The sequence below is a fragment of the Sphingomonas sp. G-3-2-10 genome, assembly GCF_012927115.1.
Taxonomy (GTDB): Bacteria; Pseudomonadota; Alphaproteobacteria; order Sphingomonadales; family Sphingomonadaceae; genus Sphingomonas.
Genome location: NZ_JABBFY010000001.1, coordinates 1463823 through 1476413 on the forward strand (window position 1 = coordinate 1463823; position 12591 = coordinate 1476413).

Genomic DNA, 12591 nt, shown 5'->3' on the forward strand with positions numbered 1-12591 from the left:
TCGGATACTCGGCGCCCATGCCGGGCGAAAGCAGCGTCGCGCGCCCGTCGTCGATCAACGAGGCGAACTCGTCATGGACGATATGTGGCAAATCTCGTCAGTCATCGCGCGATTGCGTTTCATAGGCCATCAGCACCGCGGCCATGTCGAGCATCCCCCCGCCCTGTTCCAGCACGCTTTCGAACCGGGCCATGCTTTCGCGCATCAATGGCGCCTCGACGCCTTCGCTCGCCGCCGCCGCGGTCACCAGCCGCGCATTCTTGACCACGTCGCGGATTGCGGCCTGTGGCGCGAAATCGCGGCGCGCCATCTTGTCGAGCTTCGCCGCCGCGACGCTGCTGCCAAGCGGGCCCTTCGCGATCACCTCGCCGAAGCGGAAGAGATCGAGACCGCCGGCCGCCGCGAGGTGCGTCGCCTCGGCCAGCGCGGTGACCGACGCCATCAGATATAGATTGACGGCCAGCTTCATCGCCATCGCCGACGGGACGCTGCCCACTTCGATCGCTTCCCGGCACATCGGCGCCATCAGCGGGCGCGCCTGCGCTACCGCGTCGGACGCGCCGGCGAGCATCGCGAAGAGATCGCCGGCCTCTGCCGGACCGCGCGATCCCGACACCGGAGCTTCGACGAACCGTCCGCCCGCCCCAACGATGTCGTGCTCCAGCAGCCGCGAGAAATCGGGCGAATGGGTGCCCATGTTGATGACGAGGCGGTCAGAGACGCGCCCTGCAAATGCCCCTCCCCTGCGATCGAGCACGGCATCGACCGCCTCGTCATCGGCCAGCATGAGGATGACGGCGTCGCAGCGATCGAACAGGTCCTGCGCCAGCGCCGCGACCTGCGCGCCCCTTGCGTGCAGATCGGCGCATGGCCCAGCGGAGCGATTATAGACACAGAGCGGCACGCCCGAGCGAAGCAGGTTCGCGGCCATCGGCCGCCCCATCAATCCCAATCCGGCAAATCCAACACGCATCGCTGGAATCCTAATCGATCGACCAGTTCGGACGAGTGGCGATTTCAACAAGTATCGAGGATATTTCGCCAAACATCCTGATGGCGAAAATACCCCGGTCATTGGCATATGCGCCACGCGTGCAACGGCCACGAACGAGATAGCTCTCATCGTCCTGAGGGAGGAGAAGGCATGTCGCAACGGGACCTGGCGCAAGACGATCCGCTGGCCGACTTCACCGCGCTCCACATGACCATCGAAGGTGTGGAGAAGCGGGTGTGGGTTGCCGGCGATGGCCTGGGCGTGATCGTCATGGCGGAGATGCCCGGCATCAGCCCCCATGTCGCGCGTTTCGCGCGATGGGTCCGCGATGCGGGATTCCGCGTCTATATGCCGTCGCTGTTCGGGCGCGACGGCGCGGTGGCGGATGCTGAGTCAGGCGCCGAGACGTTCCGGCGCGCCTGCATCAGCGCCGAATTCCGCGCGCTGGGCGGCGGCACATCGAGCCCCGTGGCGCGCTGGCTGATGGGGCTCGCCCGTCTGGCGCATGACGAATGCGGGGGCGCCGGGGTTGGCGCGGTCGGCATGTGCTTCACCGGCAATTTCGCGCTGACGATGATGCTGGAGCCCGCGGTGCGGGCGCCGGTGCTGTGCCAGCCCTCGCTGCCGCTCGACAATCCTGCGGGGATCGAGATCGCGCCCGACGAACTGGCGGCGGTCGCCCGGCGGATGGAGCTGGAGGACCTGAACGCGCTCGGCCTGCGCTTCGCCGGCGATCCCTTTTGCCGCGCCGAACGCTTCGCCGCCTATCGCGCGGCACTGGGCGACCGCTTTACGGCGCGTGTCGTACCCGATGACGCGGCAAACCCTGCGACCCCGTCCTTCTTCGCCCGGCACGTCCCGGCGCCGCACAGCGTGGTCACGGTCCATCTGGTCGATGAAGCGGGGTCGCCCACCCTGGCGGCGCGGGACGAGATTCTTGCCTTCCTGCGCGCGCAACTCGGGCCTAACGCCTGATCGAGGAGCGACGATGATCGACTATCAGTATCTGACCGTGGACGTGTTCACCGACCGCCGGTTCGGCGGAAATCCGCTGGCGGTGTTTCCCGATGCGAGCGGCCTCGACACCGCGACGATGCAGGCGCTCGCGGCGGAGCTCAACTATAGCGAAACCACCTTCGTCCTGCCGCCGGCCGATCCGGCCAACACCGCGCAGGTCCGCATCTTCAACCGTACCGACGAAATGCCGTTCGCCGGGCATCCCAATGTCGGCACCGCCTATGTGCTGGCCCGGCTGGGCCGGGCGGCCGGCCCGGTGCTGCGTTTCGAGGAGGTTGCGGGGCTGGTCGAAGTACGGCTGGGCGAGGATGGCGTCAGCGCCGAAATCGATGCGCCCCAGCCGCTTCGCCTCATGGAGGAACTTCCGGTGGATGGGATCGCGGCCTGCCTGTCGCTCGATCCGGCGCGAATCCTTACCGGCACGCACGCCCCGGTGCGCGCCAGCGTGGGCGTCGACTTCGTGCTGGTGGAGCTGAGCACCGGCGCGCTCGCGCAGAGCGCACCCGATATCGGCGCCTATCGCCGCCTCGCGGCGCAGTTTCCGGAGTTCGGCGGCAGGCTGTCGATCTTCCTCTACGAACGCGACGGGATGGACGTTCGTGCGCGGATGTTCGCGCCGCTCGCCGGCACCTGGGAAGACCCCGCAACCGGCAGCGCCAATGCGACGCTGGCCGCGTTGCGGCTACACCTGTCGGGCGAGGACTGCCTGCACTATCGCGCCGTCCAGGGCGTCGAGATGGGGCGGGAAAGCCACTTGTCGCTTCGGGCGTGGCGCACCGCGGAGGGTGTCCGCGCCAGCGTCGGCGGGGCGTGCGTGAGCATGTTCAGGGGCAGCGTTTCGCTGTGAAGCCGCCTGCCGAGGGAATGATGCCGCTGTCGCATCTGGCGCTGGCGGTTCTCATCGTGGCGATCTGGGGCACCAATTTCGTGGTGATCCATGTCGGGCTGCAGCAATTCCCGCCCTTCACCTATGCGGCGATGCGCTTCGCGCTGGCTTCGCTGCCGCTGTTGCTGTTCGTCCCCCGGCCCAAGGTGCCGACCGGGACGATCGTCGCTTATGGCCTGCTGATCGGCGCCGGGCAGTTCGGGCTGATGCTCTATGCGATGACCGGGCATATCTCGCCCGGGCTCGCATCGCTGCTGATCCAGACCCAGGCGTTTTTCACGATCCTGCTCGCGCTGCTGCTCAGCAAGGAGCGCCTGCGCGCGGGCAATCTGGCCGCGCTGACGCTGTGCGTCGCGGGTGTCGCCCTGATCGGGATGCATCTTGGCGGTGGAGCCGATGCGACCGGCGTGGTGCTCGTGCTCCTGGCCGCGCTCTGCTGGGGCGGCGGCAACATCGTCGCGAAGCGTACGGGCGATATCGATATGCTGGGCCTGACGGTATGGAGCGGCCTTGCCGCCGTGCCGCCGCTGCTCGCCGCCGCGCTGCTGATCGAAGGACCGGCGGAGATCGGCGCGAGCCTGGCCCGCGCCGACGCCTATGGCTGGGCGACGCTGCCGTGGCAGTCCTTCGCCAATTCGATCTTCGGCTATTCGGCGTGGAACTGGCTGCTGGCGCGCCACCGCGCCGCCGATGTCGCGCCGATGGGGCTGCTGGTGCCGATCTTCGGCATGTCCGCCGCGGCGCTGATGCTGTCCGAGCCGATGCCGGGATGGAAGCTGGCCGCCGCCGCGCTGGTCCTTGCGGGTCTCGGCATCAACATCTGGACCTCGCGCCGGGCGGCCGCGGCGGGCGGCTAACCGGGCAGCGACCGCATCTCGCGCAGGAACACCGGCAGATCGTTGGCGGGCGACGCGGCGGGGACCTGATACAGCATGTCGCCAACGAACCCGCGATGATAGGTGCCGTGATTGACCACGTGCAGCAGCATCTCCTCGCGAGTCATCGCGCCCTGCCCGCCCCCGACGAACTCGAACCGGACCATTTCGCCGAGCCTCTCGTCGTCCAGCCCGTCGGCGTAGGCAATGTACCAGCGGTCCATCGCCTGCACCGCTTCCCACAATGCCTCGAACTGCGGCGGGTGGTCGGTATTGCGCGCATGATAGCCGTGCGTGCGGCCCTCCAGATGGGCGCGGAAGATGTCGTCGATCACATAGACGTGATTGAGCGTGTGCACGATGTTGCCGAAGCGGGTGGGCCGCAGGCGCAGTGCCTCGCCTTCGGGCAGCGCCGCGACGGCGTGAAAGGTGATTCCGTTCGCCCAGCTCTTGTACCGGACAAGCATCCGCACCGTGGCCACTGCCCGCGAAACCGTAGTTTCCGTCATGGCAATGCCTCGGTCGCCAGCGCAGCGAAGGCGGGGCGCTGCGCGAGCCGGTCGAGATAGGCGGCCACATGGTCCAGCGCGGGGCGCTCGACCGGCATGGACCGCCAGCGATGCGCGGCAAGGCCGACCGCGACATCGGCCAAGGTGAAACCCGCCCCGGCGGCATAGGCCCCGGTCTCGGCCAACTGCCCGTCGAGCACCGACATCAGCCGGTTCCAGCCCGCGATGCTGCGGTCGATCTCGGACTGGTTGGCAAAGGCGGGGTCCCGGCGAACCAGGGCCATGAAGGAATAGCGCCACGCCAGATTGAGGTCGCCTGCGACCCAATCCATCCAGCGCTCCACAAGCGCGCGGGCGAACGGCGCTTCGGGCAGCAGGTCGGTCCGGCCATTCTCCGCAACGAGATATCGACAGATCGCGTTCGATTCCCACAAGGTGCCGCACTCATCCTGCCATACGGGCACCAGCCCGTTGGGATTGAACGCGAGGAATTCAGGCACACGCGTCGGAGCCTCCGGCGTCGCCCAATGCGCCTCATGATCGAAGCGCAAGCCGATCTCGGCGGCGGTCCACAGCACCTTGCGAACGTTGATCGAACTGGTCCGTCCCAGCAGCCTCATCCTGCCTGCGCCTCCGGCCGAAATACGATGTGGAGCTTGTTGCCGTCAGGATCGCGCAGATAGGCGCCGAAATAGCCGGGCCCGTAATGGGGCCGCGGGCCGGGCGCGCCTTCATCGGTTCCGCCCTGCTTCATGGCCCGGGCATGGGCGATTTTCACCGCATCTTCCGACGGCGCGAGAAACGCGACCATGTTGCCATTCCCGCTGCCGCACGGCTGCCCGTCGAACGGCAGATAGACATAAAAGCGGGGAAAGCCGCCTGCCGGATCATGCCAGCACAGCGATGGCGGCCCGCCATCGGGCTGCACCTGCCTGCGCGCCAGCCCGAGCGGGATCAGCAGCGCGTCATAGAAGCGCCCCGCGCGATCCAGATCGCTGGCGCCGACGGTGACATGGCTGAACACCCCCATCGTCATAGACCGGCGACGGCGGACAAGAGCGCCTTCAACCGCTCGGGATCGCGGCGATAGAAGGTCCATTGCTTGATGCGTTTCGCGGTCACCAGACCGGAACCCTGCAACACCCGCATATGCTCGCTCAACGTCGAGGCGCTGATGTCGAGCTTCTCGGCGATGAGCTGACCGCACACCCCGTCCTCGACCAGATCCCCGTCGCGTTGCGGCGGGAAATGCGCGCACGGATCCTTGAGCCAGTGCAGGATCAGCAGCCGCCGATCGTTGGCCAATGCCCGGAATATCTCCGCATCATCCATTTTGGTAGTTTGCCAATAAACGAAATACCGGTCAACACGCCGGATGCGGCCATCCCCCGATAGCGCGACGCCCTCATCGGGAGGCGTCTTCCGGGCGCGCCCTCACCCCAGACACGCGCACGGCACATAGCCCCGCTGCACCCGGTTCGACATACCACCGCTCGCCGTGGCGAAATTGCCGCCGCCCATATGCTTTTCGGTGAATTCGTGGACGTGCGTGGTGCAGAATTTGGGACCCCGGGCCAGCACCAGAACCTTGGTGGTGCGCTCGATCGGGATGCCGGTGATCTGGTTGCGGGTCACTTCCCAGTCGTCACCGATCGCAATGGCCTTTTCCGGGACGGTGCCGTTTTCATGCCATAGCTGGCGCGAGACCGACATGGTGCGCGCTTCGATCGCGGCGCTGCCGGCGGCACCACGGCCGGGTACGCACAGGAGCGGGTTCGACGGGCGGATCGCCCCTGCCGGAACCGTGAGGTTGAAGCTGCCCCGCGCGACCGGATCGCCGGCGAGCATCTTGCCGCTATTGTCGGGGCCGAAGGGCACCACCTCCATTGTTACCGGCCAGTTGCCCGGGCCGAGCAGCCCCGCGCCCGTGCCGCGCGCGAGGAGTTCGCGAAGCACTTCGGAGCCGGGAATGGTGAGGCGCGGATCGGGATTGAGCAGCTGGCCGCGCCATGTGGTCCAGGTGCGATGCTCGGTATTGCCGCCCCATGCGCCGAAGCTGGTCTCGATCACTTGCCCCGAAACGGTGAAGCGCGCCTTGTAGAGCACACCATCGGCATAGACGGTGCCCGCCGCGATACTGTTTCGCCGGGCGAGATGATTGACCGCCGACCGCTCCATGAAAACGCGGAAGAAGATCGGCTGGCCGAGGACGAAATCCTTCGCCAGCGCGGATTCGGTGATGCTGCCGAGCGAGAAGTCGGAGCGGGTGAAGACGATCTGCCCCTGATGCGCGGCGTGGATCGCACCGGTCACGCCCTGATCGGAGGCGGGCGCGTTCTGGGCCGATGCGGGGGGCGCGGGACGGGGCTTGGCATTGCGCACCGCTTCGCTGCGGTCCTGCAGGGCGGATTGCGCCACCAATTCTCCGCCGCTCATAGCGGCAAGGGCAAGCAGCGGGAGCGCGGCGAACAGGGTCTTGCGCATGGGACATCCTCCGGATGGTGCGATATGCGCGGCAGCATCGCGGGATGGCGCAAATCCGCTATCCCCTCACATGGCGGGAGTGCCCTGCCGCGCCTCTGGCGAACGGGCGCCCCGGCGGTTCGTCACAGGGTTTGCACTTTGGCTCGCTTTGCGCTAGTCGCGCCCGCTTCCAAGGCATCAGCAATGGAATCGCGGGAGGCCGCCCCTCGGGGTGTCCGTCTGGACCGCTAAACTTGAACGGGGTTCCGCGTTCGCGCGCTCCCCATGACAGAGTGAGACATATGGCTAAGAAAATTACCGGCTATATCAAGCTGCAGGTGCCGGCCGGCGCCGCCAATCCTTCGCCCCCGATCGGCCCTGCTCTGGGTCAGCGCGGCGTGAACATCATGGAATTCTGCAAGGCGTTCAACGCTTCGACCGGCGACCTGGAAAAGGGCGCGCCGATCCCGACCGTGATCACCGTCTATGCGGACCGCAGCTTCTCGTTCGTGACGAAGACGCCGCCGGCGACCTTCCTCATCAAGAAGGCTGCGAACCTCAAGTCGGGCTCGAAGGAGCCGGGCAAGGTTTCCGCGGGCAAGATCGCACGTTCGAAGCTGACCGAGATCGCCGAGATCAAGATGAAGGATCTCAACGCGAACGATCTGGAAGCAGCTACCAAGATTATCGAAGGCTCCGCTCGCGCGATGGGCCTCCAGGTTGTGGAGGGTTAAAACCGTGGCGAAGCTCACCAAGAAGCAGAAGACCTGGACCGTCGACGGCGAGAAGCTGCACGGCATCGACGAAGCCATCGCGATCGTGAAGGCGAACGCCACCGCGAAGTTCGACGAATCGGTCGAAGTCGCGCTGAACCTGGGCGTCGATCCGCGTCACGCTGACCAGATGGTCCGCGGCGTGGTTACCCTGCCCAAGGGCACCGGCAAGACCGTGCGCGTCGGCGTGTTCGCCAAGGGCGCGAAGGCGGACGAAGCTCGTGAAGCGGGCGCGGACGTGGTCGGCGCCGAAGACCTGCTCGAGATCGTGCAGGGCGGCAAGATCGAGTTCGATCGCTGCATCGCGACCCCGGACATGATGGGTCTGGTCGGCCGCCTCGGCAAGGTGCTGGGTCCGAAGGGCCTGATGCCGAACCCGAAGCTGGGCACCGTGACCATGAACGTCGCCGAAGCCGTCAAGGCCGCCAAGGGCGGTCAGGTCGAGTATCGCGTCGAGAAGGCCGGCATCATCCATTCGGGCATCGGCAAGGTGTCGTTCCCGGCGGAAGATCTGCGCGCGAACTTCGACGCGCTGGTCGACGCGGTGGTCAAGGCCAAGCCGTCGGGCGCCAAGGGCAAGTATGTCCGCAAGGTCGCGCTCTCGAGCTCGATGGGCCCGGGCGTGAAGGTCGACGTGGCGGAAGTCGCGACGGCGTAAAGCTACCCCGCTCGAAAGAGTAAGAAGGGCCGGAGGAAACTCCGGCCCTTTTTGTTTGCGCGCCGCTCAGTTACGTTCGAACAGGGGGTGCGCATGACGGAATACAGGCTGCTGAACTTCCCGATGACCGGCGACATCGCGCTGATGAATGCCAAGTTCGGCATCGTTGCGGCGCAAAGCGCGGCGCGCAGGCGGCTCGCCCGATACTCCCATGCTGCAATGACCGTCGATGACGAAATCTATATCGACAGCCTGACCAACCGCGGCATCGGCGTCAGCTATTGGGTCGAACTGGATCCCGCGATGCCCATCAGGGTGTTCCGCCATCGCCCGACCGCCCATCGTTCCCACGAACGCATCCGGATGATGCTGGATCATTACGGGAAGGCCTATAATTTCGCGATGGCCGCGAAGGGTCATCCGATTTTCAGGAAGCGATACGGGGACGCCTTCTACTGCTCGGAGTTCGTCGCCGCCGTTTTCACCCGGGCGGAACTGGGCGTAGATCCCGCCAGGCGGATGGTGATGCCCGCCGACCTCGAAGCGCTGGCGGACAATCCCGCCTGGGACGATGTCACCGCCATCTACCGGCCCTATATCGACGGCACCACGCCGCCGAACAGCAAGCTGAGCGGACACAGTTTTGCGGAGACGTTCAGGACTGCCGGGCAAACGACTGCGAACGTTCGTGAAATGTCCGAAAAATATCGCAAGTTCGAAGCCGAGATGGAGCAGATCAGGAAGGCGCTGACCGACAGCGCGACCGCTATCCGGAACCTGACGCGCAAGTAACCGCGACCGGCGGTGCGCCCCGGGGGAGGCGCTTGCGGAGTGCGGCCGCAAGTGCTTTGATATCGCTACCATAACAAGGCGAGGATCGGGATGCGTTTGAAGCTGTTGACGGCCGCGATCGTGCTGCTCCCCCTCCCCGCCCTCGCGCAGACCACGCCGCAGGATGACGGGATCGTCGTTCAGGGCACGCTGGAGAAGATGAGCGACTGGCGCGTCGCCGAAGGCGATCATGTCATCGTCTATTCCAACGGGAGCGAAAGCGAGCTCAAGCGGATCGCGCACAATCTGGAGCGACTGCACCTGCTCCTCTCAATCCTGCTGGGCACGCATGAGCGGCCCGATCGGACGCTGAAGCTGCGCGTCACGCTGATCGGCGACACCGCCGAATTCGACGCGATGAACCTGCGCAACCTGCGATCGCGGCAGGGCCCGTTCGCCAGCGCCTTCCCGATCCAGCGCTATTACGATCCGCGCGAGGACGGCGCGGTGATGGCGGGAAGCCGGATCGACCAGCGGATCATGCTGGCGCAGGGCACCAGCCTCGCCAATCTGGGCACGCGCGAAATCAACCTCGAGACCGGGATGGTCGAATCCACCCTGTTCGGATCATCCAATCCCAACGATATCGGGACCGGGATCAATCAGGTCACCGTGCCGCTATCGGCCGAAGGCCGCATCTATGGCGGCTATGCCCAGCATTTCCTGCTGACCTATTTCCCGATGGCCTATCCCCGCTGGTATCTCGATGGGTTCGGCGAGATCTTCGCGACGATCAAGATCCGGGAAGACGGCAAGATCGAATATGGCCGCGCGCCCGAAGGGCTGCGCAAGGTGACCGACTGGTTCCGCAACTACCCGGTGCGGAACGTGCTGAGCGGGAAATATCTGCAGGACCGCGCGCGGACGCGCTGGACGCCCTATCACGCATGGGTGCTGACCCATTATCTGTTCTTCTCCGAGGACCGGAAGGGGCAGCTCCAGAACTATCTGATGGCCTATGCGCGCGGCGAAAGCTGGGAGAAGGCCGCCGAGGCGTTCGGCGATCCCGGCAAGCTGGCCAATGATGTGGCGCGATACGACAACAGCAAGGTGCCGTGGGAACGGATGACCTATCCGCCGGAGCTCGCCGCCGAGCCGATCATCCGTCAGCTTAACCGCGGGCAGGCCGCGTTCCTGAAGGGGCGGCTGGAACTCGGATCGCGGATCACCGACGCCGAGGGCCCCGATGGGGCTGCGGCCATCGCGGGACGCAATCGCTGGCTGACGCGGCTGCGCAACGATGCGGGGCGCTATCCCGCCAATCTCGACGCGCAGTTGCTGCTGGCCGAAGCCGAGTGCCGCAGCGGCAATGCGGCGGAATGCCTTGCCGCTGCCGAGCGGGCGCTGGCGATCGACGGAAGCAATGCGGCGGCGCTCAACTGGAAGGGCGTGGCGCTGACCCGGCAGGCGCTCGCCGGACCGGCCGCCGAGCGCGCACAGAAATTGCGGGCTGCGCGCGGCTTCATCGTCCGCGCGAACCGGATCGACAGCGAAGCGCCGGCTCCGCTGCTGGCTTATTATCGCAGTTTCACCGAAGCGAGTGACGCACCGCCGGAAGTGGCGCTGGAAGGGCTGTTGAAAGTGATCGACACGATCCCCGCCGCACCCGGCCCGCGCATCATGCTGGGCGAGGCGTTCGCGAAGGAAGGCAATGCCGAAGCCGCCCGGCGAACGCTGCGTTCGGTGGCCGAGGGCGGCTATGACTCGCCGGAAAAGGCGAAGGCGCGGACCTTGCTGGGAGCGATGCCGGCGGCTCAGTGAAAGCTGCTATAGACCGCTACGCTGGGTGCGACTGCATCGAAGCGGACCCATAAAGCGATCCCAAGCGCCAGCACGGTGAGCACTGCCGCTTCCTTCATCGCGCGCGGACGCTCGATACGCAGGAACAGCGGCAGGAGCAGCGTCGCGCCGAGCGCAAGCGGAATGGCGAGCACCGATGGCATGTCCGGTCCGACCGCCTGGAACAGCGCGTGGCCGAGCGTGAGCATATAGCCCGCGCCGATCATCGCGGCGGCGGCCATGATCCAGTTGCCCGCCGGCCCCGGACGCAAGCGCATCGCCGCCGCGCCGATCCCGCCAAGCAGGAGGGGGATCTGGAGCGGAAAGGCCGCGGTGGGCGCAAGCGCCTGCGCCACGACGGCGAGCAGCAGGAACGGCGCGGCGATGGCGGGCAGCAGGGGCATGATCGGGCGGCTGTTCAGCAGCAGACCCGCGACGAGCGTAGCGGTGGCGAGGCACAGCAGGACCGCCTGAACCTCGAGCCGCGGGATCGCCGCGAGGCGGTCGTAATAATTGACCGGCCCGTCCGCGCCCGAGGCGAAGTTGCCGAGGAACAGCAGCAACGCGCCCCCGGCGATGGTGGCGATCGCGACCCCCGCCCCGCGGCCCAGTCCTCGCAACGTGGTGCCCCCCCATCCCGCATAGCCATAGGCGCCCGTCGCCACCGCGAGGATCAGCCAGCCGACCCAGCCGGGATAGGCGAGAAAGACCAGCCCGAAGAGATCGTAGAATACGCGATCCGGCGCCTTGCCGGGCAGTTCGGGCGCGGCGAGCAGCGCGCGGCTGAGATCGAGGGTCTGGCGGCCCATGTCCTGCAACGATCCCTGGTCGAGCGCGTCGGGCGTCGCCAACGGCGAATGATACAGCCCCGGCCGCCCGATAAAGGCGAAGTTGAAGCCGGGAACGCCCTGCTTCTTGGCGATGGTATAGTCGGTGTAGTTGGGCAGATTGTTATAGACGAACACGCTGAGCGACGTCGCCACGGGCCGCCGGACCGAGCGTGCGAACAGACCGATCATCGCACCGTTCTCGTGGCCGGTTTCGAACATCGAAGTGCGCCCACCGCCGCCGCGCGCCTCCAGGTTGACGATGACGCCGACGCGCTGACGCACGGGATCCCGTTCGAAGAAATGCGCCGCGCCTTCGAGGGCGATTTCCTCGGCATCGGTGAAGAGGACGATCAGCGGACGTTCGGGCGGCTGCCCTCCGGCACGGATTGCCCGCACTGTTTCGAGGATGGCGGCAACGCCCGCGCCGTCGTCGGGCGCGCCGGGCGATCCCCATACCGAATCATGGTGCGCCATTAGCAGCAGCGCGGGCTTCGCCGGATCGCGACCGGGCAGCGTGGCGATCAGGTTGACCGCCTGCATATCCGGCGCGGGGCTGCCCCGCCACTTCTCCAGCCGCGCCCTGCCCTTCTCGCTGAGCGGCGCGGCGGCTTGGGTGACGGTCATGCCCAGCGCCTCGAGCTGGCGGGTCAGATAGGCGCGGACCTTCGCATTCTCCGCGCTGCCCGTGGGATGCGGCGCGCGGGCGATTTCGCGGAGATGCACAAGCGCGCGCGTCGCGGAGAATTCGCTGGCCGGAGCATCTGCCGACGCTGGCCGAGGCGTGGTGGTCGCAAAGATCGCCAGCAGAATCGCACCCGCGATCGCGACGCCAAGATGGACCCAGCTCTTCATGCGTCTCTCCCCTTGCAACGGAGCCTATCGGGCGCGGCCGCGCCTCACAAGGCAACCGGTTTCTTGCCGTTCGATCGTTGCGGGGTTGACGCGACGCCCGCATCGCCATTAACGGCAGATAATG

At 66.6% G+C, this 12591-nt stretch carries 14 protein-coding genes; 7 read left to right on the forward strand and 7 right to left on the reverse strand.

Going from position 1 to position 12591, the window contains the following annotated elements; genetic code table 11:
• Positions 1–97: 97 nt before the first annotated feature.
• Positions 98–973: an NAD(P)-dependent oxidoreductase gene (locus HHL13_RS07390; protein WP_169555064.1), complete on the reverse strand. Its 876-nt coding sequence runs from the start codon at positions 971–973 to the stop codon at positions 98–100.
• A gap of 171 nt (positions 974–1144) precedes the next feature.
• Between HHL13_RS07390 and HHL13_RS07395 the strand changes: the two genes are divergently transcribed.
• Genes HHL13_RS07395 through HHL13_RS07405 form a run of 3 tightly spaced genes read left to right on the forward strand, consistent with a single transcriptional unit; the run spans position 1145 to position 3754 of the window.
• Positions 1145–1969: a dienelactone hydrolase family protein gene (locus tag HHL13_RS07395; protein WP_169555065.1), complete on the forward strand. Its 825-nt coding sequence runs from the start codon at positions 1145–1147 to the stop codon at positions 1967–1969.
• 13 nt (positions 1970–1982) lie between these two features.
• Complete coding sequence (locus HHL13_RS07400) at positions 1983–2858, forward strand: PhzF family phenazine biosynthesis protein (RefSeq protein WP_169555066.1); 876 nt, start codon at positions 1983–1985, stop codon at positions 2856–2858.
• Positions 2855–3754 carry an EamA family transporter gene (locus tag HHL13_RS07405; protein WP_346775499.1) on the forward strand — a complete coding sequence of 300 codons (900 nt, stop codon included), beginning with the start codon at positions 2855–2857 and terminating at the stop codon, positions 3752–3754. The genes HHL13_RS07400 and HHL13_RS07405 overlap by 4 nt, the downstream gene beginning before the upstream one ends.
• Here HHL13_RS07405 and HHL13_RS07410 read toward each other — a convergent pair.
• The 5 genes from HHL13_RS07410 to HHL13_RS07430 all read right to left on the reverse strand — a co-directional run bounded on the left by HHL13_RS07410 (position 3751) and on the right by HHL13_RS07430 (position 6765).
• Positions 3751–4281, reverse strand: a complete 531-nt coding sequence (locus HHL13_RS07410) for a DinB family protein (RefSeq protein ID WP_169555069.1) — start codon at positions 4279–4281, stop codon at positions 3751–3753. The two genes, HHL13_RS07405 and HHL13_RS07410, sit on opposite strands and share 4 nt — an antisense overlap.
• Positions 4278–4901 (reverse strand): glutathione S-transferase N-terminal domain-containing protein, encoded by a 624-nt coding sequence (locus tag HHL13_RS07415; protein WP_169555070.1) that lies wholly within the window; start codon positions 4899–4901, stop codon positions 4278–4280. The genes HHL13_RS07410 and HHL13_RS07415 overlap by 4 nt, the downstream gene beginning before the upstream one ends.
• Positions 4898–5317, reverse strand: coding sequence for a VOC family protein (locus tag HHL13_RS07420; RefSeq protein WP_240953646.1), 420 nt, complete (start codon positions 5315–5317; stop codon positions 4898–4900). Before HHL13_RS07420 ends, HHL13_RS07415 begins: the two co-directional genes overlap by 4 nt.
• Entirely contained in the window at positions 5314–5613 is a 300-nt protein-coding gene (locus tag HHL13_RS07425; protein ID WP_169555071.1) for a metalloregulator ArsR/SmtB family transcription factor, read from the reverse strand. Before HHL13_RS07425 ends, HHL13_RS07420 begins: the two co-directional genes overlap by 4 nt.
• Before the next feature lie 102 nt (positions 5614–5715).
• On the reverse strand, positions 5716–6765 hold the full coding sequence (locus HHL13_RS07430) for a hypothetical protein (protein WP_169555072.1): 1050 nt from the start codon (positions 6763–6765) through the stop codon (positions 5716–5718).
• A 281-nt stretch (positions 6766–7046) separates the two neighbouring features.
• Here HHL13_RS07430 and rplK point away from each other — a divergent pair, with 281 nt between their 5' ends.
• The 4 genes from rplK (at position 7047) to HHL13_RS07450 (ending at position 10767) form a co-directional block, all read left to right on the forward strand.
• On the forward strand, positions 7047–7478 hold the full coding sequence (gene rplK / locus HHL13_RS07435; protein WP_169555073.1) for a 50S ribosomal protein L11: 432 nt from the start codon (positions 7047–7049) through the stop codon (positions 7476–7478).
• Between the two features lie 4 nt (positions 7479–7482).
• On the forward strand, positions 7483–8175 hold the full coding sequence (gene rplA / locus HHL13_RS07440; RefSeq protein WP_169555074.1) for a 50S ribosomal protein L1: 693 nt from the start codon (positions 7483–7485) through the stop codon (positions 8173–8175).
• Between the two features lie 93 nt (positions 8176–8268).
• Complete coding sequence (locus tag HHL13_RS07445) at positions 8269–8967, forward strand: hypothetical protein (protein ID WP_169555075.1); 699 nt, start codon at positions 8269–8271, stop codon at positions 8965–8967.
• Between the two features lie 90 nt (positions 8968–9057).
• Positions 9058–10767 carry a hypothetical protein gene (locus HHL13_RS07450; RefSeq protein ID WP_169555076.1) on the forward strand — a complete coding sequence of 570 codons (1710 nt, stop codon included), beginning with the start codon at positions 9058–9060 and terminating at the stop codon, positions 10765–10767.
• Here HHL13_RS07450 and HHL13_RS07455 read toward each other — a convergent pair.
• Entirely contained in the window at positions 10761–12467 is a 1707-nt protein-coding gene (locus tag HHL13_RS07455; protein ID WP_169555077.1) for a M20/M25/M40 family metallo-hydrolase, read from the reverse strand. The genes HHL13_RS07450 and HHL13_RS07455 overlap by 7 nt on opposite strands.
• Between the last annotated feature and the right edge of the window lie 124 nt (positions 12468–12591).